At 59.9% G+C, this 23,237-nt stretch carries 21 protein-coding genes and 2 tRNA genes; 12 read left to right on the top strand and 11 right to left on the bottom strand.

The window, feature by feature from the left end:
• Positions 1-4 precede the first annotated feature (4 nt).
• Positions 5-877, top strand: a complete 873-nt coding sequence (locus AGR7B_RS07490) for an ATP-binding protein (RefSeq protein ID WP_003524963.1) — start codon at positions 5-7, stop codon at positions 875-877.
• A gap of 161 nt (positions 878-1,038) precedes the next feature.
• Positions 1,039-2,229: a formaldehyde dehydrogenase, glutathione-independent gene (gene fdhA / locus AGR7B_RS07495; protein WP_003524961.1), complete on the top strand. Its 1,191-nt coding sequence runs from the start codon at positions 1,039-1,041 to the stop codon at positions 2,227-2,229.
• A gap of 97 nt (positions 2,230-2,326) precedes the next feature.
• Here fdhA and AGR7B_RS07500 read toward each other — a convergent pair whose 3' ends face one another.
• The gene (locus AGR7B_RS07500; protein ID WP_080856379.1) at positions 2,327-2,986 is read right to left on the bottom strand and encodes a TetR/AcrR family transcriptional regulator; all 660 of its coding nucleotides are present in this window, start codon (positions 2,984-2,986) and stop codon (positions 2,327-2,329) included.
• A gap of 111 nt (positions 2,987-3,097) precedes the next feature.
• On the opposite strand from AGR7B_RS07500, the gene AGR7B_RS07505 reads away from it, so the two are divergent.
• The gene (locus AGR7B_RS07505) at positions 3,098-4,492 is read left to right on the top strand and encodes a cytochrome P450 (RefSeq protein WP_080856380.1); all 1,395 of its coding nucleotides are present in this window, start codon (positions 3,098-3,100) and stop codon (positions 4,490-4,492) included.
• A gap of 55 nt (positions 4,493-4,547) precedes the next feature.
• On the opposite strand, the gene AGR7B_RS07510 is transcribed toward AGR7B_RS07505, so the two are convergent.
• The 3 genes from AGR7B_RS07510 to AGR7B_RS07520 form a co-directional block, all read right to left on the bottom strand.
• A complete protein-coding gene (locus AGR7B_RS07510) occupies positions 4,548-4,751 on the bottom strand; it encodes a DUF3126 family protein (protein ID WP_003524869.1) in 204 nt (67 codons plus the stop codon).
• Positions 4,752-4,892: 141 nt separating this feature from the next.
• Positions 4,893-5,717 carry a serine O-acetyltransferase gene (gene cysE / locus AGR7B_RS07515; protein WP_065115719.1) on the bottom strand — a complete coding sequence of 275 codons (825 nt, stop codon included), beginning with the start codon at positions 5,715-5,717 and terminating at the stop codon, positions 4,893-4,895.
• Between the two features lie 200 nt (positions 5,718-5,917).
• Positions 5,918-6,694, bottom strand: coding sequence for an alpha/beta fold hydrolase (locus tag AGR7B_RS07520; protein ID WP_080857017.1), 777 nt, complete (start codon positions 6,692-6,694; stop codon positions 5,918-5,920).
• Positions 6,695-6,864: 170 nt separating this feature from the next.
• Between AGR7B_RS07520 and AGR7B_RS07525 the strand changes: the two genes are divergently transcribed.
• Positions 6,865-7,110, top strand: a complete 246-nt coding sequence (locus AGR7B_RS07525; RefSeq protein ID WP_035261222.1) for a zinc-finger domain-containing protein — start codon at positions 6,865-6,867, stop codon at positions 7,108-7,110.
• A 30-nt stretch (positions 7,111-7,140) separates the two neighbouring features.
• Positions 7,141-8,322: an FAD-dependent monooxygenase gene (locus tag AGR7B_RS07530; protein ID WP_080856381.1), complete on the top strand. Its 1,182-nt coding sequence runs from the start codon at positions 7,141-7,143 to the stop codon at positions 8,320-8,322.
• A gap of 2 nt (positions 8,323-8,324) precedes the next feature.
• Here AGR7B_RS07530 and AGR7B_RS07535 read toward each other — a convergent pair whose 3' ends face one another.
• Positions 8,325-9,512 carry a cystathionine beta-lyase gene (locus AGR7B_RS07535; protein WP_080856382.1) on the bottom strand — a complete coding sequence of 396 codons (1,188 nt, stop codon included), beginning with the start codon at positions 9,510-9,512 and terminating at the stop codon, positions 8,325-8,327.
• A gap of 376 nt (positions 9,513-9,888) precedes the next feature.
• Between AGR7B_RS07535 and AGR7B_RS07540 the strand changes: the two genes are divergently transcribed.
• The 6 genes from AGR7B_RS07540 (at position 9,889) to AGR7B_RS07565 (ending at position 15,064) form a co-directional block, all read left to right on the top strand.
• Entirely contained in the window at positions 9,889-10,911 is a 1,023-nt protein-coding gene (locus tag AGR7B_RS07540; RefSeq protein ID WP_065655015.1) for an amino acid ABC transporter substrate-binding protein, read from the top strand.
• A 106-nt stretch (positions 10,912-11,017) separates the two neighbouring features.
• Positions 11,018-12,214 carry an amino acid ABC transporter permease gene (locus tag AGR7B_RS07545; protein WP_065655014.1) on the top strand — a complete coding sequence of 399 codons (1,197 nt, stop codon included), beginning with the start codon at positions 11,018-11,020 and terminating at the stop codon, positions 12,212-12,214.
• Between the two features lie 2 nt (positions 12,215-12,216).
• The gene (locus tag AGR7B_RS07550) at positions 12,217-13,374 is read left to right on the top strand and encodes an amino acid ABC transporter permease (protein ID WP_065655013.1); all 1,158 of its coding nucleotides are present in this window, start codon (positions 12,217-12,219) and stop codon (positions 13,372-13,374) included.
• 11 nt (positions 13,375-13,385) lie between these two features.
• Positions 13,386-14,159 carry an amino acid ABC transporter ATP-binding protein gene (locus tag AGR7B_RS07555; RefSeq protein ID WP_003524857.1) on the top strand — a complete coding sequence of 258 codons (774 nt, stop codon included), beginning with the start codon at positions 13,386-13,388 and terminating at the stop codon, positions 14,157-14,159.
• 303 nt (positions 14,160-14,462) lie between these two features.
• Positions 14,463-14,537: transfer RNA gene (locus AGR7B_RS07560), tRNA-Glu, on the top strand.
• Between the two features lie 452 nt (positions 14,538-14,989).
• Positions 14,990-15,064 (top strand) — tRNA-Glu (locus tag AGR7B_RS07565).
• Positions 15,065-15,206: 142 nt separating this feature from the next.
• Here AGR7B_RS07565 and recJ read toward each other — a convergent pair.
• The 5 genes from recJ to AGR7B_RS07590 form a co-directional block, all read right to left on the bottom strand.
• Positions 15,207-17,015 carry a single-stranded-DNA-specific exonuclease RecJ gene (gene recJ / locus AGR7B_RS07570; protein WP_080857018.1) on the bottom strand — a complete coding sequence of 603 codons (1,809 nt, stop codon included), beginning with the start codon at positions 17,013-17,015 and terminating at the stop codon, positions 15,207-15,209.
• Between the two features lie 94 nt (positions 17,016-17,109).
• Positions 17,110-17,334 (bottom strand): hypothetical protein, encoded by a 225-nt coding sequence (locus AGR7B_RS25830; protein WP_161987935.1) that lies wholly within the window; start codon positions 17,332-17,334, stop codon positions 17,110-17,112.
• Positions 17,335-17,521: 187 nt separating this feature from the next.
• Positions 17,522-18,832: a homoserine dehydrogenase gene (locus AGR7B_RS07580; protein WP_080856383.1), complete on the bottom strand. Its 1,311-nt coding sequence runs from the start codon at positions 18,830-18,832 to the stop codon at positions 17,522-17,524.
• A 60-nt stretch (positions 18,833-18,892) separates the two neighbouring features.
• Positions 18,893-20,113, bottom strand: coding sequence for an LL-diaminopimelate aminotransferase (locus AGR7B_RS07585; RefSeq protein ID WP_035260789.1), 1,221 nt, complete (start codon positions 20,111-20,113; stop codon positions 18,893-18,895).
• Between the two features lie 302 nt (positions 20,114-20,415).
• Positions 20,416-21,375 (bottom strand): nucleoside hydrolase, encoded by a 960-nt coding sequence (locus AGR7B_RS07590; protein ID WP_080857019.1) that lies wholly within the window; start codon positions 21,373-21,375, stop codon positions 20,416-20,418.
• A 181-nt stretch (positions 21,376-21,556) separates the two neighbouring features.
• On the opposite strand from AGR7B_RS07590, the gene AGR7B_RS07595 reads away from it, so the two are divergent.
• Positions 21,557-22,360, top strand: a complete 804-nt coding sequence (locus AGR7B_RS07595; RefSeq protein ID WP_080856384.1) for a TSUP family transporter — start codon at positions 21,557-21,559, stop codon at positions 22,358-22,360.
• Positions 22,361-22,391: 31 nt separating this feature from the next.
• Here the strand turns inward: AGR7B_RS07595 and AGR7B_RS07600 are convergent, their stop codons facing one another.
• A complete protein-coding gene (locus AGR7B_RS07600; protein ID WP_035240634.1) occupies positions 22,392-23,087 on the bottom strand; it encodes a hypothetical protein in 696 nt (231 codons plus the stop codon).
• Between the last annotated feature and the right edge of the window lie 150 nt (positions 23,088-23,237).

Genomic DNA, 23,237 nt, shown 5'->3' on the forward strand with positions numbered 1-23,237 from the left:
CACCATGATTCGAGAAGAAACGGCCTCCCTGCTTCTTTCAGAACTGCGCCGGCTCACCATCGCCGTGGAACGTCTGGCCGGGCCGGCGCCCGCCGTAAACGACTGGAATGCGGCCGATTGTTTCGTCTGGGCGCCAGTCAACTCCTTTATCCAGCCGGTTCCCCGCCCCAACCGCATCGCCCTGAAGCTCATCCGTGGCGTCGACCACGTCCGCGACATTCTCCACGAAAACACGCTGCGTTTCGCGGAAGGTTTTGCCGCGAATAACGTGCTGTTGTGGGGTGCGCGCGGCATGGGCAAATCCTCGCTGGTCAAGGCCGTTCACGAAGATGTGCGCGCGGCAAGCGGCGTTTCGCTGAAACTGGTGGAAGTGCACCGCGAGGACATCCACACCCTGCCCGCTTTGCTCGATATATTGAAGGCCTCCGGCCATCGCGTCATCGTCTTCTGCGACGACCTCTCCTTCGACCATGACGATACGGCCTATAAATCGCTGAAGGCGGCGCTGGACGGCGGCATCGAAGGCCGGCCGGACAATGTGCTGTTTTATGCGACCTCCAACCGCCGCCATCTTCTGCCGCGCCACATGATGGAAAACGAGCAGTCCACCGCCATCAACCCTTCGGAAGCGGTGGAGGAGAAGGTTTCGCTCTCGGACCGTTTCGGCCTGTGGCTCGGTTTCCACAAATGCGGCCAAGAAGATTATCTGACGATGATCGACAGCTATGCGGCGCATTTCGATCTGGGTCTTGACCGCGAAACGCTGCATCACGAGGCGCTGGAATGGGCGACCACGCGCGGCGGCCGCTCGGGCCGTGTCGCCTGGCAATATATTCAGGACGCCGCCGGCCGTCTCAGAAAACCGCTCGACAGATAACGCCACCGTGACATCGGGCGAAACGCGGTGTCGTTACGACCACACCGCGTGTCGTATTCCCGAACGCCACATCTCCCCTCACATGGTTTGCTGCACCCATGAAGTCACCTGTTTCCGGAGGAGCGGACAGGTACGGTGTTCAAACCATGGAGGAGATGGATATGAGCAGGAACAGAGGCGTCGTCTACATGCGGCCGGGTCAGGTCGAGGTTCGCGATATCGATGACCCGAAGCTTGAGGCGCCGGATGGCCGCCGCATCGAGCACGGCGTCATTCTCAAGGTGATTTCCACAAACATCTGCGGCTCCGACCAGCATATGGTGCGCGGCCGCACAACGGCGATGCCGGGCCTCGTCCTCGGCCATGAAATCACCGGCGAAGTCATCGAAAAAGGCGTCGATGTCGAAATGCTGGAAATCGGCGATATCGTCTCCGTGCCCTTCAACGTCGCCTGCGGCCGCTGCCGCTGCTGCAAGTCGCAGGATACCGGCGTCTGCCTGACGGTAAACCCGTCCCGCGCCGGCGGTGCTTATGGTTATGTCGATATGGGCGGCTGGATCGGCGGACAGGCCCGTTATGTCACCATCCCCTATGCCGATTTCAACCTGCTGAAGTTCCCGGACCGCGACAAGGCGATGTCGAAGATCCGCGACCTCACAATGCTCTCCGACATTCTGCCGACCGGCTTCCATGGCGCGGTCAAGGCGGGCGTCGGCGTCGGCTCCACGGTCTATGTCGCGGGCGCCGGCCCGGTCGGCCTTGCCGCCGCCGCATCCGCCCGCATTCTGGGTGCTGCGGTCGTCATGATCGGCGATTTCAACAAGGATCGCCTTGCGCACGCGGCAAAAGTCGGTTTTGAACCCGTCGATCTTTCCAAAGGCGACCGGCTGGGCGACATGATCGCCGAAATCGTTGGCACCAACGAAGTGGATAGCGCCATCGACGCCGTCGGCTTCGAAGCGCGCGGCCATGCGGGCGGCGAACAGCCGGCCATCGTTCTCAACCAGATGATGGAAATCACCCGCGCCGCCGGCTCCATCGGCATTCCGGGCCTCTATGTCACCGAAGACCCCGGCGCGGTGGATGCGGCGGCGAAACAGGGCAGCCTGTCGCTGCGCTTCGGCCTCGGCTGGGCAAAGGCGCAATCCTTCCACACCGGACAGACGCCGGTGCTGAAATATAACCGCCAGCTCATGCAGGCGATCCTGCACGACCGCCTGCCGATTGCCGATATCGTCAACGCCAAGATCATCGCGCTCGACGATGCGGTGCAGGGCTATGAAAGCTTCGATCAGGGCGCGGCCACCAAGTTCGTCCTCGATCCGCATGGCGATTTGTTGAAGGCTGCCTGATACTTCAGCGGCATATGGCTGATAATTGTAAAGGCGCCCGCGACGGATATCGTCGCGGGCGTCCCTGTTTTCCGGCCCTGTCACTACCCGGTGAAACTTACGGCTCCCCTACCAGCAGCGCCTCCAGCTCGGCTTTCGCTTCCGGGGAGAGATAGGGCCTGAACAGGCTTGAGACCTGCTTCAATCCCCAGTCCAGCTGCGGCGGACCGAACTCGGTGATGCCTTCCTGAAGGTTGAGATAGGACGCCCAATAGGTGGAGACGATCCATAGGTTCGTCAAAACGGCAGGCCGTTCTTCCTCGGGTATCGCAGCGAGGCCCGCTTTCTCCATGCGCGCGACGATATCGCCGACGGCAAGGCGCATCGCGGCGCTTATGGTTCGCACGGGCTCCACCAGCGCCGGGGCGGAAGAGACAAGACCGACCAGATCGCGAAACAGGAACCGGTAGTCCCACACCAGCGAAAACCAGAGCCGCAGAAAACCGGCATAGGTTGCCGCCGCTCCCTCATCGGCCCCGTCAATCTTTCCGACAATTGCCAGCGCATCGGCTTCGAACCGGGCAAACAGCGCTAGAACCAGTGCTTCCTTGGTGCGGAAGTGATAATAGAGATTGCCCTCATTGATCTCCACCGCCCTTGCGATTTCGGCGGTCGTCACATGGTCAGGCCCGCGCTCGTTAAACAGAGTAAGAGCGGCGTCGAGAATTCTCTGGCGTGTGGGACGTGCTGCCGTCCGCGCGGTACTGCTTTTCTTCATTGATTTCGAACCCGACCATTGAAATCTAAGGTATGCACCTTAAATACCCACAATAAGGTATACACCTTAACAGGAAATGTAAGTGTTCAACGCGGACAAAGGACCTGTAAAATGACCGGAACCGACCTTCGCACCGCCTCCCCGGATACGCCCGGAATCGCTCCCGTCTCCAAATTCGCAACCGCCCGCGTCGCGCTGTCGCTCATCCGCAATCCGCTGAAGGCTCTGCCGCCGGAAATTTTCAGCGAGCCGGCGGTCTTTACCCGTCTCGGCGGCGTCATGCGGGTTCATCTTGCCGATCCCGCGCTTATTCATGAGGCGCTTGTCAAGAACGCCCATCTGCTCGGCAAGGGCGAAGATGTGCGCCGCGCCCTCGGCCCCGCGCTCGGCCAGGGACTTCTGACGGCCGATGGCGATCACTGGAAGTGGCAAAGGCAATCCGTCGCCGCAGCATTCCGGCACGAGAAGCTGCTGGAATTGCTGCCGGTCATGATCGACGCCGCGCGCCGCACGCAACAGCGCTGGCACGCATCGCCCGCCGGCGACATCGATATCGGCCATGAGATGATGCGGACGACCTTCGATATCATCGTCGAAACCATGATGTCCGGCGGCCAAGGCATCGATATAGCCCGCGTCGAGCAAAGCATCACCGATTATCTGAAACCCACGGGCTGGACCTTCGCGCTCGCCATGCTGGGCGCACCGGAGTGGCTTCCGCATCCGGGCCGGCGCAAGGCGCGCGCGGCGGTGGATTATCTTCGCTCCAGCCTTGCAACCGTCATTTCCGAAAGGCGACAAAATCCGATTGAGAGGAACGATCTGGTTTCCATGCTGCTAGAAGCGAAAGATCCGGAAACCGGGCGCATGATGAGCGACACGGAAATCATCGATAATCTCCTTACCTTCATCACCGCCGGTCATGAAACCACGGCTCTCGGCCTTGCCTGGACCTTCCATCTGCTCTCGCAAAACAGCGACGTGGAGCGCAAGGTCATCGACGAGATTGAAACCGTTACCGCCGGTGAACCGGTGGCGGCCGACCATATCGCCCGCCTGACCTATACCAGGCAGGTATTTTCGGAAGCGATGCGGCTTTACCCGCCCGCCCCTGTGGTGACACGCACGGCATTGCAGGACTTCAGGCTCGGCGAACACGATATCCCGGCCGGCACCGTTCTTTATGTGCCGATCTACGCCGTCCACCGGCACACGACGCTGTGGGAAGAACCCGACCGCTTCGACCCGTCGCGCTTCGAGCCCGAAAAGGTCAAGGCGCGCCACCGCTATGCCTATATGCCCTTCGGCGCTGGCCCGCGCGTCTGCATCGGCCATGCCTTTGCCATGATGGAGGCTGTCGCAATCCTCGCCGTGCTTTTGCAGAACGACCACCTCAGGAACAAAAGCCCGGCAAATACCGAGCCGCTGATGCGGGTCACCTTGCGGCCGGAAAACCGTCTGATGATGCAGGTCAGCAGCCGAAAAAACAAATCGCCCGCGGCGTAACCGCCACGGGCGACTGGTTCAGTACGAAACTCCATCCGTCACCGGATGGTGACGATCACAGATCGACGTCGAGGATCGCCATGGAGAAGTTGTAGGAGCGGTCGCCGTCTTCGTCATCGATATAAACGACGCCGAGAAACTCTTCGCCAAGATACACTTCGGCGGAATCGTCCTTGCGCGGACGCGCCTTGACCACCATCGTCGGGTTGAAGGTGCGCTTGAAATAGGCGTCGAGTTTTTTGATTTCGTCGGCTTTCACCACTATTCTCCTGTGCGGTTCGCGTTGGCCCGCTTTTGGCATGGGACAAAGGCCAAAGTAAAGTGAAAGCGGCAAGTCATCCGTGTCTTCCACACGGACGACCGTGAAAATGCCGGCCCCATCGGGGCGCGACAGGGCCGGTCAGATATCGGCCCCGATAAGCTGGTCCATCAGGCGCGAGGGTTCGGAACACCCTGCTTCTCCCACCACACGCGCCGGCACGCCGGCAACGGTCGTCTTGGGCGGAACCGGCTTCAGCACCACCGAACCGGCGGCGATGCGCGAGCAGCTGCCGATCTCGATATTGCCGAGGATTTTCGCCCCGGCCCCAATCATCACGCCATTGGCGATCTTCGGATGGCGGTCGGCGCCTTCCTTGCCGGTACCGCCGAGCGTGACGCCGTGAAGGATGGAGACGTTGTCGCCGATCACGGCGGTCTCACCGACCACCAGCCCGGTGGCATGATCGAGGAAGATGCCCTTCCCGATGCGCGCGGCCGGATTGATATCTGTCTGGAAAATGCTCGAAGAGCGGCTCTGCAGATAAAACGCGAAGTCCTTACGGCCCTTCTGCAGCAGCCAGTGGGCGAGCCTATGGGTCTGGATGGCCTGAAACCCCTTGAAATAGAGGAGCGGCTCCATGAAGCGCGTGCAGGCCGGATCGCGGTCGTAAACGGCCTGAATGTCGACGCGCAGCACGCTTCCCCATTCCGGCCAGTCATCCAGCATGTCCTGGAAGGTCTGGCGCAGAAGCACGGCCTGCATGTCGGGATGATCGAGGAGTTCGCAGATGCGGTAGATCACACATTCTTCGAGAGACCGGTGATTGAGGATCGTCGAATAAAGGAAGGCCGAAAGCAGCGGATCCTGCGCCGCGGCGCTACGGGCTTCATTGAGCAGGCTGCCCCAGATGGGATCGACGATCGCCAGCTGTTCGGGCTGACGGGCCTCGGTACGTGCGACCATGAATGGTCTCCTCGTTTGCAGTGGTCGTTCTTTATACAGAAAAAGACGTGCATTAGAAATGGGATTCGAATGACGACTTTAAAGGCGGCAAGGCTTCAGTTTTTCTTCATGCAGCATGAAAAACCGTTTCTTGCCGTCCTCAGCGTTGCCGCATTTCCGGACGGAAAACCGGGCTCCGCTTTTCCCGGAAATGCTCCGGGTCAAAGCGAGCGGTAAAATTCCAGCACCGCCGCCTTGAACACCCGGTCGCCGACGGCCAGCATGTGGTCGCGGCCGGGAATATCGATCGCCCGCGCATGCGGCATGATCGCGGCAAGCTCCGCACCGGAACCGGCGATATCGTCCTTCGTTCCGACCGCGATCAGCGTTGGCGCATCGATTTTCTCAGCCTGTTCGCGCGTGACGAGAACCCGCGACGTCTCGATACAGGCAGCCAGCGCCAGCCGGTCGCTTTTCGTCTGGTCGGCGAAGGCGCGGAACATGCGGCCGCGCTCATGGGTGACGACATCGAGCGAAGGTGCGAGAAGCGCCTCGGCAATCGGGTCCCAGTCGCCGACACCTTCGACCATGCCGATGCCGAGCCCGCCGAAGACCAGCGAACGCACGCGCTCCGGATGCGCCATGGCCAGAAAGGCGGAAATGCGCGCGCCCATGGAATAGCCCATCACATGCGCTTCGGCGATGCCGAGATGGTTGAGCAGCGCCACCGCATCCTCGGCCATGACCGGAGGATAATAGGCTTCGGAATCGTGCGGCTTGTCGCTTGCGCCGTGGCCGCGATTGTCGATGGCTATCACCCGGTAGCCCGCATCCCCCAATGTTTTCAGCCAGCCGGGATGCACCCAGTTGACATTGGCGCTGGAGGCGAAGCCGTGGATCAGCAGAACCGGTTCGCCCGCCGGATCGCCCTCGTCGAAATAGGCAAGGCGAAGGCCGTCATGGGAAAAATCGGAAAACTGCGGCGTGTTGAGATTCATCAAGGACATCCTTTTTGCCGGACCATATGGCAGGAATTAGCAATGTTGAACATGTTTTGCTGACGATTTTTATGGAGATGCAATGCGTTTGAGGCTACATATCCGCAACGACGAGCCGGCACGCGAAGACGGATTGCGGCTCGGTAACGATATTGCATTTGGAGACGAACATGGCCGGGCATTCCATTCCCCACTTCCAGAACGATGGCGGACACCGCATGATCGAGATCGGCGTCAAGGAATTCATGTGCACCGGCGCTTCCGTTCCTTACGATCATCCGCATATCTTCATCGATATGGGCGACGACAACGAGAAGGTCTGTTCCTACTGCTCCACCCTTTACCGCTACAATCCGTCGCTGAAGGCCGAGCAGACCAATCCTCCGGGCTGCGTCTTCCATGTGAAGGCCGCCTGACCTTCCCCTTTTCCTGATCGGGGCGCACCAATGCCCATCAAATCCGTAGCCATTGTCGGTGCCGGCATCGCCGGTCTCACCGCTGCCCTTTCCTTTGCCCGGTACGGTATCGACTGTGACATCATCGAGCAGGCCGGTGAGCTGACGGAAGTGGGCGCAGGCCTGCAACTCTCGCCCAATGCCGCACGCATTCTCGCCGAACTCGGCGTGCTGCCGGAAATCGAAGAGCGCTGGACCGAACCGGTCAGCGTCGAACTCGCCTCCGGAAAATCGCTTGCCACGCTGCTCTCGCTGCCGATGGGCGCGGTGGCGCGCACACGCTGGGGCGCACCCTATGGCGTGCTGCACCGCTCGACGCTGCAGAATGCGCTTCTCCAGGCGGTGACACGCAACCCGCTCTGCCGCCTGCATCTCGGCAAGCGCATTGAAAACGCGACGGCGGACGTGATTGCCGCAACCACCTTCCGTGACCATGATCTTATCGTCGGCGCGGACGGCGTCTGGTCGGCGGCCCGCTTCGCGGTCCCTTCCGCCCCCAAAGCCACCTTCTCCGGCAATATTGCCTGGCGCTTCACCGTTGCCGCAAATGACGTGCCGTCAGCCATCAACAAGAGCGCAGTGACCGCCTATCTCGGTTCCGGCGGCCATATCGTCGCCTATCCGCTGAAGGAAGTCGGCGGTTTCAACATCGTCGCCATCGCGCTCGGTGCCGACCCCGGCGCAACCTGGCGGGCGGAATCGAGCGGGCGGCAGAAAGCCATGCTGCTGGAACAGTTTCGCGGCTTCAGCCCGGATATCGTCCGATTGCTCGATTCGTCAGAGAATCCGACCTTCTGGCCGCTCTATCAGGCCGGCTCGGGCCGCTGGCACAATGGCCGCGACACGGTGCTGATCGGCGATGCGGCGCATGCCATGATGCCCTTCGCCGCACAGGGCGCGGCCATGGCGATAGAGGATGCGTTTGAACTTGCGGGAGCAACGGCAGGCGGCAATGCGGAAAAGCCCCTGCCCTTGCCGCAGGCCCTTGCCAGCTTCGAGGCCCTGCGCCTGCCGCGCATAGAAAAGGCCCGCAAGCGGGCCTCTCTCAATCGTTTTGCCTATCACGCGAGAGGCCCGGTGCGTATTGCGCGGGACTTCGTGTTTTCCACGCGGCCCACCGACGCCTTCCTGAAGGACTTCGACTGGCTCTACGGCTATCGCGCCAAAGGCTGAGGTCAAACCCCGGCCGCAGCCGCAAACCCGGCCTCAAGGTCCTTCTTGAGATCGGCGATATCCTCAAGCCCGATCTGCAGGCGGATAACCGGCCCTTCCGAGGGGCCCTTGGCGATGGTTCTGTCGACAAGCGAGACCGAAACGGCAAGCGATTCGTATCCGCCCCAGGAATAGCCGAGCCCGAAGAAGGTCAGCGCATTGAGGAAGGCGGCCGCCGCCTGCTTGTATTTGCCCTCTTCCGCCTTCAGCACGAAGGAGAAGACACCGCTTGCGCCCTTGAAATCGCGTTTCCAGAGCTCGTGCCCGGCAAAGCTCGGCAGCGCTGGATGCAGCACACGGACGACGTCGTCACGGCTCTCCAGCCATGTGGCGATATCGAGCGCGCTTTTCTGGTGGTGCTCCAGCCTTATTCCCATGGTGCGCATGCCGCGCAGGATCTGGTAGGCATCGTCGGAGGTGACGCAGATGCCGAGATTGGTATTGGCCTGATAAAGCGCCTTCCAGTGCTTTTCATTGGCCGAAACGAAGCCCATCAGCACATCCGAATGACCCGAGGGATATTTGGTGGCGGCGTGAATGGAGACATCGACGCCGAAATCGAGCGGCTTGAAATAAAGCGGAGTCGCCCAGGTATTGTCCATCGTCACCACGCAATCATGGCGGTGAGCGATATCGGTGATCAGCCTGACATCCTGGATCTCGAAGGTGTTGGAGCCCGGCGCTTCCAGATGTACCAGCTTGGTGTTCGGCCGGATGAGAGACTCAATGCCCTCCCCGATTGCCGGGTCGTAATATTCCACCTCTACACCGAGCTTCTTCAGCATCGTATTGCAGAAACGGCGCGTCGGAAAATAGACGGAATCGACGATCAGCGCATGATCGCCGGCGCCGAGATAGGCAAGGAACGGCACGGTGATGGCCGCAAGGCCCGAGGGCACGAGAATGGTTCCGGCAGACCCTTCCAGCTCGTTGACGAGATTGCACAAAGCGTCCGTCGTCGGCGTGCCGTGCGTGCCATAGGTATATTTCTGGTTTTCGGTCGAAAGCGTCTCCGCGTCGGGAAAAAGCACGGTCGAACCGCGCACGATGGGCGGATTGACGAAACCGAAACAGTCCGCGGGATCGTTGCCGCCATGGGTCAGGCGCGTATTCACACCTGCGGCGGAAAGCAGGTCATTTGTCTTGGTCATTTCAGATCAGCTTTCGAAGGAACATTGACGCGTGCGACAATGCTAAGAGCGCAACGCAAGGTCAAGTCCCGCAGGGACGCCTGGGCAGGTCGGATTGACGCATCGCCAATCAGAATACAAGAAGTATACAAATACTGTGCAAGTGCAAATTTCCGCAAAAATATGCTTATATTTTCACCCTTTGCACACTTCCCGACCAAAATTTGGAAAATTCCGTTTTATAGGCACAATTATTGCCCGCACGTCTTGACCCCGCTGCCAATTGCGATTGTGATAGAAAAAGCGGATCGAAAAAGATCTCGCTGAAGGGGGAGCTGGGGAAGACAAACATGCCGGTCCCCTTCCAAGTGACGATAACAAACAAAGGTTGGGAAAAATGAAAAAGGCAATTCTGTCGGCCGCCATCGGCGCAGCAGTTTTGGGAGGAGCCTCGGTCGCTTCGGCTGCGACGCTTCAGGATGTGAAGGGCAAGGGTTTCGTCACCTGCGGCGTCAGCGCCGGCATTCCGGGATTCTCCAATCCCGATGACAAGGGCGAATGGTCCGGTATCGACGTGGACTATTGCCGTGGTATTGCCACTGCGGTTTTCGGTGATCCTTCGAAAGCCAAGTTCGTCGCACTTTCGAGCAAGGACCGATTCCCGGCTCTCCAGTCCGGTGAAGTCGACGTTCTGACCCGTAACACCACCTGGACGATCAGCCGCGACACGTCGCTGGGCTTCAACTTCCGTACCGTCAACTACTACGACGGCCAGGGCTTCATCGCCAAGAAGAGCCTCAACGTGAAGTCCGCTCTTGAGCTTTCCGGCGCTGCCGTCTGCGTGCAGACCGGCACGACTACGGAGCTCAACCTCGCCGACTACTTCAAGACTAACAATCTGCAATACAACCCGGTGGTTTTCGAAAAGGAAGCCGACGCGACCTCTGCTTATGATGCTGGCCGTTGCGACGTCTACACCACTGACCAGTCTGGCCTTTACGCGATCCGCCTGAAGCTGAAGAACCCGGACGAAAACGTCGTTCTGCCGGAAGTCATCTCCAAGGAACCGCTTGGCCCGGCCGTTCGCCAGGGTGACGACCAATGGTTCGACATCGTGACCTGGGTTCACTATGCGATGGTCAACGCCGAAGAGCTTGGCATCACCTCCAAGAATGTCGATGAGCAGAAGAACAGCGCCAATCCGGATGTGAAGCGCCTGCTCGGCACGGAAGAAGGCACCAAGATCGGTACCGATCTCGGCGTGACCAACGACTGGGCCTACAACATCATCAAGCTGGTGGGTAACTACGGCGAAGTCTTCGACCGCAACGTCGGCGCTGGCTCTCCGCTGAAGATCGAGCGTGGCCAGAACGCGCTGTGGACCAAGGGCGGCCTGCAATACGCACCGCCGGTCCGTTGATCGGCCCCATTACCGGCTAGATCATAAGGAGGCTGGGCAACGCCCGGCCTCCGCTTCAAATTATATAAATAAGCTCGCAAAGAGCACATAAAAGGGAAAGGTGCCTATGGCAGGCAACGCGGTCAGTTCGCAACGATCGCGCGCGCAAAGCGCGTCGTCACTTATCTACGATCCACGCATACGCGGCATTTTTTATCAGGTCCTGACAGTCGTCGTCCTGGCCGCCTTCGTCTGGATCATCGTGACGAATACGATCACCAATCTTCAACGGTCAAACATCTCGTCCGGCTTCGGCTTCCTCAACGGAAGAGCCGGTTTCGATATCGGCCAGTCGCTGATCGCTTATACCAGCGACGCGACCTATGGCCGGGCATTGCTCGTTGGCATTCTCAACACGATCCAGGTTGCATTTTTCGGCATCATCGCCGCCTCGATCATCGGTTTCATCGTCGGCATCGCCCGGCTGTCCAATAACTGGCTGATTTCGAAACTTGCGCAGGCCTATGTGGAAATCTTCCGCAACATCCCGCCGCTGCTCGTCATCTTCTTCTGGTACAAGGGCGTCATCTCGGTTCTGCCGCAGGCGCGCGAGTCGCTCGAGCTTCCGCTTGGAGCCTACCTCAACAATCGCGGCTTCTTCTATCCCAAGCCGCTGTGGGGAGAAGGCACCTGGCTCGTGCCGCTGGCCTTCCTGGTCGCCATCGTTCTCAGCGTCTTTGTTTACCGCTGGGCGAAGGCCAGACAGGAAAGAACCGGACAGCAGTTCCGCACCGGCATAACGGTGACGCTTCTCATCATCGGCCTGCCGCTGGCGACGTTTCTGGCGCTCGGGGCGCCGCTGACATTCGACTATCCGATTGCCGGGCGGTTCAACCTGTCGGGCGGCGCGGTTGTCGCACCTGAATTCATGTCGCTGTTCCTGGCGCTTTCCTTCTACACCGCCTCCTTTATCGCCGAAATCGTTCGCGGCGGCATCAAGGCTGTGGCGAAGGGTCAGACGGAAGCTGCGGATGCACTGGGACTTCGCTCCAGCACCACGACGCGCCTGATCGTCGTTCCGCAGGCGATGCGTATCATCATCCCGCCGCTGACGAGCCAGTATCTCAACCTGACCAAGAACTCGTCGCTTGCGGTCGCCGTTGGCTTTGCCGACATCGTCTCCGTTGGCGGTACGATCCTGAACCAGACGGGACAGGCAGTCGAAGTCGTTGCAATCTGGCTGGTCATCTATCTCTCGCTGTCCCTGCTCACGGCCGTGGTCATGAACTGGTTCAATGCGAAAATGGCCCTGGTGGAGCGATAACGATGACGATCAGCAATCACGCATTCGTGCGACAGACCATCGAGGACGCCAAACCCGCGCCCTCGAGCGCCGTCGGCTTCGGCCACTGGCTGCGCACCAAACTCTTCGCCACGCCGAAGGACACCGTTCTCACGGTTATCGCCCTTGCCCTGCTCGCCTATCTGGTGCCGCCGATCATCAAGTGGCTGTTCATCGACGCGGTATGGACCGGCAGCGATCGTATCGCCTGCCTGACCGCTTCGCAGGGCGGCGCGCTGCCGGACGGCCAGTCCGGTGCGTGCTGGGCTTTCGTTTCGGCAAAGCTCGGCCAATTCGTCTTCGGCCGCTATCCGATCGACGAACGCTGGCGTCCCATCCTTGTGATGGTGACGTTCGCCATCCTGCTGATACCGATGCTGATTCCAAAAGCGCCGTTCAAGCGACTGAATGCGCTGGCGCTTTTCATCATCCTGCCCTTCATTGCGTTTTTCCTGCTCATCGGCGGCGTCTTCGGTCTGCCGAAGGTGGAAACGCAGCTGTGGGGCGGCCTGATGGTGACCCTCATCCTGTCGTTCTTCGGGATCACGGTGTCGCTCCCCTTCGGCATTCTTCTGGCGCTCGGCCGGCGGTCGAACCTGCCGGTGATCAAGATGCTCTGCGTGCTCTTCATCGAGGTCATTCGTGGCATTCCGCTGATTACCGTCCTGTTCTTCGCCAGCATCATGCTGCCGCTGTTCCTGCCCGACGGCTGGACCTTCGACAAGTTCCTGCGCGCGCTCGTCGGCGTGTCGCTGTTCTCCTCGGCCTATATGGCGGAGGTGATCCGCGGCGGCCTGCAGGCCATTCCTAAGGGACAATATGAAGGTGCGGATTCGCTCGGCCTGAACTACTGGCAGAAGACGAGGCTGATCGTGCTGCCGCAGGCGCTGAAGCTCGTCATTCCGGGCATCGTCAACACCTTCATCGGGCTGTTCAAGGACACGTCGCTGGTCTCGATCATCGGCATGTTCGACCTGCTCGGCATTGTCACACTCAACCAATCGGATGCGAACTGGGCCACGCCCGTCACCGCCATGACTGGCTATATTTTCGCAGGCTTCGTATTCTGGATATTCTGCTTCGGCATGTCGCGTTATTCGCTGTTCATGGAACGGCACCTCGACACCGGGCATAAACGATAAGGGACGCTCAAATGGCAGAAACCCAAGCAAAAAAACTGACCGTCTCGACTACGGACGTGGCGATCGAACTCATCGGCATGAACAAGTGGTATGGCGACTTCCACGTGCTGCGCGATATCAACCTGAAGGTCATGAAGGGCGAACGCATCGTTATCGCCGGTCCTTCCGGGTCGGGCAAATCGACCATGATCCGCTGCATCAACCGCCTTGAAGAACATCAGTCGGGCACGATCAATGTCGATGGCATCGAACTCACCAACGACCTTAAGAAGATCGATGAGGTGCGTCGTGAAGTCGGCATGGTGTTCCAGCACTTCAACCTCTTCCCGCATCTGACGATCCTCGAAAACTGCACGCTGGCGCCGATCTGGGTTCGCAAGATGCCCAAGAAGGAAGCCGAAGAAGTGGCGATGCACTATCTGAAGCGCGTCAAGATCCCCGAGCAGGCGAACAAATATCCCGGCCAGCTCTCCGGCGGCCAGCAGCAGCGCGTGGCGATTGCCCGCTCGCTCTGCATGAAGCCGAAGATCATGCTGTTCGACGAGCCGACCTCGGCGCTCGACCCGGAAATGGTCAAGGAAGTGCTCGACACCATGGTCAGCCTTGCCGAAGACGGCATGACCATGCTGTGCGTGACCCACGAAATGGGCTTCGCCCGCCAGGTGGCAAACCGCGTCATCTTCATGGACCAGGGCCAGATCGTCGAACAGAACTCGCCCGCCGAGTTCTTCGACAATCCGCAGCACGAGCGTACCCGGCTGTTCCTCAGCCAGATTCTGCACTGAGACTGCGATCGACATGTATATCGAGCGGGGCCGTTTCGGCCCCGTTTTCGTTTCTGGAGACCTGCTGAAATCTTTATCTCCATGCACGAGCGCGCCGATTTCGATTCCGTGATTCCACCGCTTTCGAAGCGCCAAGCGCACAAAAATGGGCGCGGCGTCGCAGTTTAACCATTTGTTACGAAACAGGAATCCTTGTTTTTCAGGGCTTCTGGAGGCCCATGTCATTTTTTTGTCAAATCATGCATTTTTCCGCTTGCAGACCTTCGGGAGCCTGACTATAAGGGCGCCACACCACAAGCGCACGCGCCCTTCGTCTATCGGTTAGGACGTCAGATTTTCATTCTGAAAAGAGGGGTTCGACTCCCCTAGGGCGTGCCACTTGCCTTCGTGTTCTCCCCTTCAAAATATAACCACATCGCATCAGCTGGCAAATTCGTCACGCGTGATCAATGTGCCGGAACCGATTCCCGTCGGGCACGTTAGAATGCTGTCCCCCCCCCGATGGAAGGCAAGCCGGACGAAACGCCAACAGGCAAATCGACCGGCTTGCCTTTCCCCTTCAGCTCTCCCCACAGCATCCGCTTCATCGAGCCGGCCGCCTTTGCCAGCTAAGGGTTAGAGACTGCGTCCCCGGCCTCCTGCAAGGCATGGGGGCATTACTGAGGCGCAGCGATAGGGGCGATATTTCAAGGCCTTGGCCATTTCTCGCGCAGTTTTCCACAGCCCTTCCGGCCTCCATAAAAAAACTCGTCACGAAGCGAGAAAAATCAATTTTTCCGCTTGCGGACCAACCGGAGCCTGACTATAAGGGCGCCACACCACAAGCGCACGCGCCCTTCGTCTATCGGTTAGGACGTCAGATTTTCATTCTGAAAAGAGGGGTTCGACTCCCCTAGGGCGTGCCACTTGCTTCTCCTTAAAAATCAGCTGCCTGCAAGAAAATCTTCACGCATCGCGTAAAGAAGTCTCGTTGTGTCTCATCCACTCGCCTGGGCCGGTGTCCGGTGAAATTCCAATATAGCTGGAAGGCCCTGTCATTGCGCAAAGTCAGGGCGCAAAAGCAGCGTCCAGAACGCGCAGTTGAACGCGCCTCTGGCCCTGCCAGAGATCGGCGCCCACGGTGCCAGCGACGTGAATGTTCCTGCCACGCGCATTCAACAGCATCTGCCCCAACGGGGCCTCTGCGGCGCGGAACGCGATGCCGTCCAGCCGTGAGCCATCCATGGCCTCCAGCGTGATCTTGACGTGAGCTGTACCCACAAGCCGCACATCGCGCAGACGATGCGCCGGCACGGCAAAGATGGGTTGCGAATGACCGGAGCCATATGGACCGGCCTGCTCCAGCTGGTCGACAAGCTGCAATGTGGCACCCGACGCGCCGATAGCACCGTCGATCTTCAGCACGCTGCTTTCCACCAGCTCGTTCACGGTCTTTGCCGCCGCTTCCTCGAAGAAAGTCCTGAGCTTACCGAGATTGGCGCGCTCCACCGTCAGTCCGGCCGCCATGGCATGCCCACCGCCCTTGACCAGCAAGCCGGCCTCCACGGCGGCGCGCACCATGCGCCCCATATCGAAGCCGTTGATCGAACGGCCTGAACCGGTGCCCTTGCCGGAGGGATCGAAGGCAATGGCGAAGGCGGGACGACGGAAGCGATCCTTCAGACGCGAGGCAAGCAGACCGACAATGCCGGGATGCCAGTTTTCACGCGCGGTAACGATGACGCCCGCACCCGAGCCGTCGCCATATTCGAACAGCGCCTCAGCTTCGGCTTCCGCCAGCATGGCCGCTTCCATGGCCTGCCGCTCGCGGTTCAGCTCATCCAGCCTCTCGGCAATGACCTCGGCCTGCGACGCATCGTCGATGGTCAGGAGACGGCTGCCGAGCGCAGCGTCGCCAATGCGGCCGCCGGCATTGATGCGCGGCCCGATCAGGAAACCGAAATGATAGGGCGTCACGGGCCCGCCCAGCCCCGCCTTCTTGAACAAGGCAGCGAGCCCGGCATTGTTCATATGGCGCGCGGCAATCAGCCCCTTCACCACATAGGCGCGGTTGAGCCCCTTCAGCGGCACCACATCGCACACGGTGGCAAGCGCGACGATATCGAGAAGCGACAGCAGATCGAGCGTGAAGGCCTGCCTGTGCCGCCTCTCCTTCAACAGCCGCAGGGTGGCGACCAGCACGAGGAACACGACGCCGGCGGCGCAGAGATGCCCCTGCCCCGAAAGATCGTCCTCGCGGTTGGGATTGACCAGCGCCACGGCCGGCGGCAGCTCCGTGCCGACCTGATGGTGGTCAATCACCACCACATCCGTTCCCGCATCCCTGGCGGCCTTCAGCGATTCATGGCTGGTGGAACCGCAATCGACCGTCACAATCAGCGTCGCACCATTGGCGGCAAGTTGCTGCATCGCCGCCGGGTTCGGCCCATAGCCCTCGAAAATGCGGTCGGGAATATAGATTTCCGGTGTAAGACCGAAATGCGCGAGAAACCGGTACATCAAAGCGGAGGAAGCAGCGCCGTCGACGTCGTAGTCGCCAAAGATCGCCACCTTCTCGCCTGTCTCGATGGCCCGCACCAGCCGCTCGGCGGCCTTTTCGCAATCGGTCAGCACATGCGGATCGGGCATCAGGGAACGGATGGTCGGCTCGAGGAACGCCAGGGCGTCATCAACACCCACACCGCGCCCGGCAAGCACCCGTGCGATCAGTTCTGGAATAGCGTGGATCTGGGACATCGCCAGCGCGCGGTTTTGCCCGGCCTGATCCAGCCGCGACACCCAGCGCTGTTCTGTCGCCGACCGCTCCACGCTTAGAAACGCGCGGGCCACGGTATCGGCCGGCTCCATCATTGCCATGCTGTCCATTCATCCTGTCATGCGCCCAATCGCGCTCTAAAACGGGCTAAATGGCGATGGCGCGTTTTTCAAGCAAAAACGCGCTTATGAGGATTCACACCGAAAAAATCGAGAAAAACGGGCTGACGATCGAGACCGCGCCAACAAGCAGCAGCAGTGAGAACACGGCAAGCGAACACCAGTTGCGCTCATGCTTCCCCATATCGAATTCCATGCTGCGAATATTGTCATTGGCATTGTGAGGCCGCGCCCGGTGATGGGCGGCCGCAAAGCCTGCGCGCTTATTGTCCTTGAACAGGATGATCGATGTCACGGCCACGCCTCCCTCGCTTGGTGAACTGGATTAACCATAGTGCCGAATCGCCTTGTTTTCCAGCGCTTCCGACGCCGTCCCCCCAAATTTTATGGGCGCGAGACTACCGGCACGATGCGGGCAGCCATAGAACGAAAAACCGCGCCTCCATCCGGAAGCGCGGCCCTCGATAACATCAAGATGACGAAGCGTCTCAGGTGCGCTCGATCCGGATAACCTGCGGTTCGCTGACGAGATATTTCTCGTTCTTGATCGCCTTCACGGCCTTCCGGATCGCATCTTCCATCGTCGCGTGGGTAACGAGGATGATGGTCTGCGGCGCGCCTTCCACGTGCACGCGCTGGCGCTGCACGATGGATTCCAGCGAGATATTGTTATCCGCCATGCGGGTGGCGATGGAGGCGAAGACGCCGGCCTGATCCTTCACCGTCAGGCGGATGAAATAACCGCCCTCATGGCTCTTCATCTTGGCGCGGCGGTATTCCGTCAGCGATTTTGCCGGACGGCCGAGAACGGGCACCTGCTGGGCCCCCGGACGGCTCTTGGCGATATCGGCAATGTCGCCAAGCACGGCAGACGCCGTGGCGTTGCCGCCCGCACCCGGACCAACCATCAGCAATTCGCCGAGAATATCGGATTCGATCGCCACCGCATTGGTGACGCCATCCACCTGGGCGATAACGGAATCGAGCGGTACCATGGTCGGATGCACGCGCTGCTCGATGCCGGATTCGGTCACCTGCGCCACGCCGAGAAGCTTGATGCGATAACCGAGTTCGGCGGCCGCCTGAATGTCCTCGCTGGAGATATTGGTGATGCCTTCCAGATAGATGTCATCGGCCGAAATCTTGTTGCCAAAGGCAAGCGTCGTCAGGATTGCCAGCTTGTGGGCCGTATCGTTGCCCTCAATATCGAAGGCCGGATCGGCCTCCGCGTAACCGAGCCGCTGCGCTTCCTTCAGACAGGCCTCGAAGGACAGCCCTTCCTTCTCCATCTTGGTCAGGATGTAGTTGCAGGTGCCGTTCATGATGCCGTAGATGCGCGACACATGGTTGCCGGTCAAGGATTCGCGCAGTGCCTTGATGACGGGGATACCGCCGGCTACCGCCGCTTCGAAATTAAGAAGCGCGCCCTTGTCTTCGGCAATGGTCGCCAATTCGACGCCATGCTTGGCCAGCAGCGCCTTGTTGGCTGTCACCACATGGAGACCGCGTGCAAGTGCCGCGCGCACCGCATTTTCCGCCTGACCGGAAGCACCGCCGACCAGTTCGACGAACACGTCGATCTCCGCTTCGCTCGCCAGCTGCTCGGGCGTGTCGAACCAGGTAATACCCGCAAGATCAATGCCACGGTCGCGCGAACGGTCGCGCGCACTCACGGCAATAATCTCAATCGCGCGTCCGCAGGTAATCGCAAGTTCGTTGCTTCTCTGCTGGAGGATGCGCACGAGCGAAGCGCCGACAGTGCCGAGCCCCGCTATGCCGATTCTCAATGAATCTGCCATGGGTATGTTCCTGATTGCTGTTGATGGTGGCGGCCGGGACCCGGCCGCCTTGGGTTGCCCTTATCTGTGGGCGTTGAGCGAAACGACGTTATGCATCGTTTCGTCTGCGCTCGACAGGAAACGCTTCAGATTGCGCGCTGCCTGACGAATTCGGTGCTCGTTTTCCACGAGCGCGAGGCGGACGTAATCGTCGCCCATCTCGCCAAAGCCGATGCCGGGAGCAACGGCGATATCTGCCTTCTCGACCAGAAGCTTGGAGAATTCCAGGCTACCGAGATGACGGAATTTTTCCGGGATCTTCGCCCAGGCGAACATCGTCGCCGCCGGCGGCGGAACCTCGAAACCGGCCTTGCCGAAGGTATCGACCATCACATCGCGGCGCCGGCGATAGACATTGCGCACTTCGGCGATGTCGGAGCCGTCACCGTTCAGCGCATGGGTCGCCGCAACCTGGATCGGCGTGAAGGCGCCGTAATCGAGATAGGACTTCACGCGCGTCAGCGCCGCGATCAGCCGCTCGTTGCCGACGGCAAAGCCCATGCGCCAGCCGGGCATGGAGAAGGTCTTCGACATGGAGGTGAACTCCACCGCAACGTCGATTGCGCCGGGAACTTCAAGAACCGATGGCGGCGGATTGTTTTCGTCGAAATAGATTTCCGAATAGGCAAGGTCGGAAAGCACGATGATCTCGTGCTTCTTCGCAAAGGCGATGACGTCCTTGTAGAAATCCAGCGAGGCGACATGCGCCGTCGGGTTCGACGGGTAGTTGACAATCAACGCCAGTGGCTTCGGAATGGAATGGCGCACCGCGCGCTCCAGCGGTCCGAAGAAGCTGTCATCCGGCTCGACATTCATCGAACGGATAACGCCGCCCGCCATCAGGAAGCCGAAGGCATGGATCGGATAGGTGGGGTTCGGACACAGGATCACGTCACCCGGTGCGGTGATGGCCTGCGCCATATTGGCGAAGCCTTCCTTGGAGCCGAGCGTGGCGACGACCTGCGTGTCGGGGTTCAGCTTCACGCCGAAACGGCGGGCATAATAGGCTGCCTGCGCGCGGCGAAGGCCGGGAATGCCCTTGGACGAGGAATAACGATGGGTGCGCGGGTCCTGAACGACCTCGCAAAGCTTGTCGACGATGGCCTTCGGGGTCGGAAGGTCGGGATTGCCCATGCCGAGATCGATGATATCGGCCCCGGCCGCTCGCGCGCTCGCTTTCAAACGGTTGACCTGTTCGAAGACGTATTGCGGCAGACGCCGGACCTTGTGAAACTCTTCCATCTCTTTCCTCATGGGAATGGACCGGTTCTGCCGGCCCATAACGAAGGTTCGTTTTTTGTTGTTAAACGCCGCCGACACGAACCGACCCGGCAGGCGTTATTCATTGTAGCGCAAAGCACGGGAAAACCTACAAGGCTTTTCTCGGCCCACGCCGCATAGCGGTGATCCGCCCGTCCTTCCGGCACGGCCTTCTCAGCCCCGCCGGCAAGGCGGATCGCGCACTATGATCAGGGAACTTGCATAACGCCAGATTCTTGGAAAATGCAAGGCAAGCCATGCTCAAGAACGGCCATTCCTGCCCTTCAGCCGTGCTCACCCTTCACAATTGCCGCGCGGATGACCGAAAGCACGCGCTCCGGCTCGATATCCGTGCAGATGAGCTGGCTCGGATGCCCGTCCCAGTCGCCCGGCGGAAAGGCGCGGCCATCCGGCCTCTGGATCGTCTGGCCATCGGCAAGCCCGCCGCAGACGACACGCACCGGGCCGCTGCGGGTGGTAAACAGTTCCGGCGCGACGAGATAAACGCAGGCGCAGCTGTCATGCACCACCATGCCGTCACCGGTACGGGTCTTGTAGAAATCGATATAGAATTGCGACAGGTCCGAAAGCAGCTGCACCGGCTTGCCGCCCGCCTCTGCCATCTCCGCCATGAAGGCGCTGGTCATCACGGTTTTCGTCGTCACGTCCAGACCGACGACGACCACGCGCCACGGCGCGGTGAAAACGAGATCGGCCGCTTCCGGATCGCCGTGAATATTGGCCTCGGCCGCCGGCGAGACATTGCCGTTTATGTCGAAGGCGCCGCCCATGACGATGACTTCCTTCACCAGCGCCGCAAAATCCGGTTCCTCACGCAGTGCCAGCGCCAGATTGGTCATGCGGCCGACGGCGATCAGCGTCACCTCACCTGGATTGGCCTTCACCGTCTCGATGATGAAGCGATGTGCGGGGCGCGGATCGAGCGGCAGGTCGATGGTTTCAGGGATATCGATATCGCCGAGGCCGTTTTCGCCGTGGATGAAGGTCGGCCAATGGCCTTCCTTGCGGGCGGGATCAAAGGTCACGCCCGCGCCTTTTGCGACCGGCGCTGTCATCTGCCATTCCCGCTTGAGGAAGAGCGCATTGCGGGTGGTGATGTCGATAGGCGCATTGCCGAAAACCGTGGTGACGCCGATCAGATCGATATCGGGGTGACGGTGCAGAAAAAGAAGCGCCATCGCATCATCCACACCTGGGTCCGTATCGAATATCACTTTATGCATAATGCCCTCATCCATCTGTATCAGGCGTCATCCGCCCTTCCGGCGACGCGCCACGGAAACATAGCGATAAGCGGCCACACCGCAATCCCCTGCCCGTTGCCGGACGCAGAGAAAGAGATTGCGCCATGGCCCTTTCGGTGAAAGAAGAAGCCCTCTCCTTCCGCCCGTCTGGACATATCAAGTGCAAGACATCGCCCTCAACGTTTTCATCGTCCTTTTCTGCGTCGCCATCTTTGCCGGCTTTATCGATTCCATTGCCGGTGGCGGCGGTCTCATCACCATTCCGGCGATGCTGATCATGGGCATTGCACCGCTCGACACGCTCGGCACCAACAAGCTGCAATCGCAATTCGGCTCGGCCTCCGCCACCATCGCTTATGCCCGGCGCGGCCATGTCAATCTGAGGGAACAATTGCCCATGGCCGTCATGGCCATGCTTGGCGGCGGGCTTGGCGCGGTCGCCGCCGGCTTCGTGCCTTCGAGCGTGCTGCGCACCATCATGCCGTTCCTGCTGATCGCGATTGCGATCTATTTCGCCTTCAAGCCGCAGCTCAGCGATATCGACAGCCACCGCCGCATCACACCCTTCGTGTTCGGCTTCACCGTCGCGCCGCTGGTGGGCTTCTACGACGGTGTTTTCGGCCCCGGCGCGGGTTCCTTCTACATGCTCGCCTTCGTGGCGCTTGCCGGTTTCGGCATGTTGAAAGCAACCGCCCACACCAAGCTTCTGAACCTCGGCTCGAACTTCGGCGGTTTCGTTGTGTTTGCGATAGGTGGTGCGGTTTTGTGGAAGCTCGGCCTCGCCATGGGCGTCGGCCAGTTCATCGGCGCACAGATCGGCTCCCGCTTCGCCATGAAGAACGGCGCGAAGATCATCCGCCCGCTGCTGGTGATTTCCTGCCTGGCCATGGCGACGAAGCTCCTTGCGGATGCATCTTCCGCATGGTCCATCGCGACGATATGGGAAACGATATTCCCGACGTAAAAGGATGGTCGTCAGAGACGGACGTGTAACGTCACGCCGTGGCGCGGCGTCTGCGATCCTCGATTTCACGGATGACGACCATCGCGCCAACAAGTTTGTAGGCAGATGAATAACACGGCGACATTTCCAACGATTTCACGATCGTACGGCCGTTCTGGTCTTCCGCGTAGGTATACTTCGACGTATCACCCTTGAAACAATTGTCGAGCTTGTCCCTGAGATCGTTCTGGAAACGGTGGACGCCGACCAGCTCCGCAATATGGCAACCCACAAGCCCTTCCGGCGCATTGCGCTGAAACGCGTCAAGAGAATTGGCGAACGAAACGCGGTAGCCGGGCGTAACGATCACGACGGGATCGTCCAGATCGTTCAGCATGTCTTCATCGAGGATCAGGTGGCGATGATGCCACTCCAGCGTGTCCTCGTCCTCGTCACCAACGACTTTGGCCTTCGAAGGCATGCCGACATAACGATCAACGAGCGTCCGCAGAAGCTCGGAGTTGCGCTGGACGCAGCCCAGATCCTCCGCCTCGTGGTTGAGGAGGTCGATGGCAAAACGGAACTGCTCGCGAATATCTTCGGAATTTTCTGTCTTGCGTCCGACGACCCGCTCGAGAAGCTGCTCCAGTTCACGCTCCAGCACTGCGATCTTGTCGGCTTCGTTCTTACCAACGGCAGATTGCAGTTCCGTATAACGCAGCCAGAACAACTCAATCAAATCTTTCAACCCAACTCTCCCTGAACGGGCATAACCCGGTTCCCAATGCGAACGGATTAACCCTTTGCCCCCTGATTATAGCGTCTTTGCGCTTAAAAATGACGTAACGAAACGCAGGAACGCTGCGAGGATTGTTGTCCAAAATATCACAGCAGCCGC

It is taken from the genome of Agrobacterium deltaense RV3 (assembly GCF_900013505.1).
Classification (GTDB): Bacteria; Pseudomonadota; Alphaproteobacteria; order Rhizobiales; family Rhizobiaceae; genus Agrobacterium; species Agrobacterium leguminum.

Bases quoted from the DNA above. Each gene is read 5' to 3' on its own strand.
- AGR7B_RS07490 (WP_003524963.1), top strand. From the start codon at position 5: ATGATTCGAGAAGAAACGGCCTCCCTGCTTCTTTCAGAACTGCGCCGG.
- fdhA (WP_003524961.1), top strand. From the start codon at position 1,039: ATGAGCAGGAACAGAGGCGTCGTCTACATGCGGCCGGGTCAGGTCGAG.
- AGR7B_RS07500 (WP_080856379.1), bottom strand. From the start codon at position 2,986: ATGAAGAAAAGCAGTACCGCGCGGACGGCAGCACGTCCCACACGCCAG.
- AGR7B_RS07505 (WP_080856380.1), top strand. From the start codon at position 3,098: ATGACCGGAACCGACCTTCGCACCGCCTCCCCGGATACGCCCGGAATC.
- cysE (WP_065115719.1), bottom strand. From the start codon at position 5,717: ATGGTCGCACGTACCGAGGCCCGTCAGCCCGAACAGCTGGCGATCGTC.
- AGR7B_RS07520 (WP_080857017.1), bottom strand. From the start codon at position 6,694: ATGAATCTCAACACGCCGCAGTTTTCCGATTTTTCCCATGACGGCCTT.
- AGR7B_RS07525 (WP_035261222.1), top strand. From the start codon at position 6,865: ATGGCCGGGCATTCCATTCCCCACTTCCAGAACGATGGCGGACACCGC.
- AGR7B_RS07530 (WP_080856381.1), top strand. From the start codon at position 7,141: ATGCCCATCAAATCCGTAGCCATTGTCGGTGCCGGCATCGCCGGTCTC.
- AGR7B_RS07535 (WP_080856382.1), bottom strand. From the start codon at position 9,512: ATGACCAAGACAAATGACCTGCTTTCCGCCGCAGGTGTGAATACGCGC.
- AGR7B_RS07540 (WP_065655015.1), top strand. From the start codon at position 9,889: ATGAAAAAGGCAATTCTGTCGGCCGCCATCGGCGCAGCAGTTTTGGGA.
- AGR7B_RS07545 (WP_065655014.1), top strand. From the start codon at position 11,018: ATGGCAGGCAACGCGGTCAGTTCGCAACGATCGCGCGCGCAAAGCGCG.
- AGR7B_RS07550 (WP_065655013.1), top strand. From the start codon at position 12,217: ATGACGATCAGCAATCACGCATTCGTGCGACAGACCATCGAGGACGCC.
- AGR7B_RS07555 (WP_003524857.1), top strand. From the start codon at position 13,386: ATGGCAGAAACCCAAGCAAAAAAACTGACCGTCTCGACTACGGACGTG.
- recJ (WP_080857018.1), bottom strand. From the start codon at position 17,015: ATGGCAATGATGGAGCCGGCCGATACCGTGGCCCGCGCGTTTCTAAGC.
- AGR7B_RS07580 (WP_080856383.1), bottom strand. From the start codon at position 18,832: ATGGCAGATTCATTGAGAATCGGCATAGCGGGGCTCGGCACTGTCGGC.
- AGR7B_RS07585 (WP_035260789.1), bottom strand. From the start codon at position 20,113: ATGGAAGAGTTTCACAAGGTCCGGCGTCTGCCGCAATACGTCTTCGAA.
- AGR7B_RS07590 (WP_080857019.1), bottom strand. From the start codon at position 21,375: ATGCATAAAGTGATATTCGATACGGACCCAGGTGTGGATGATGCGATG.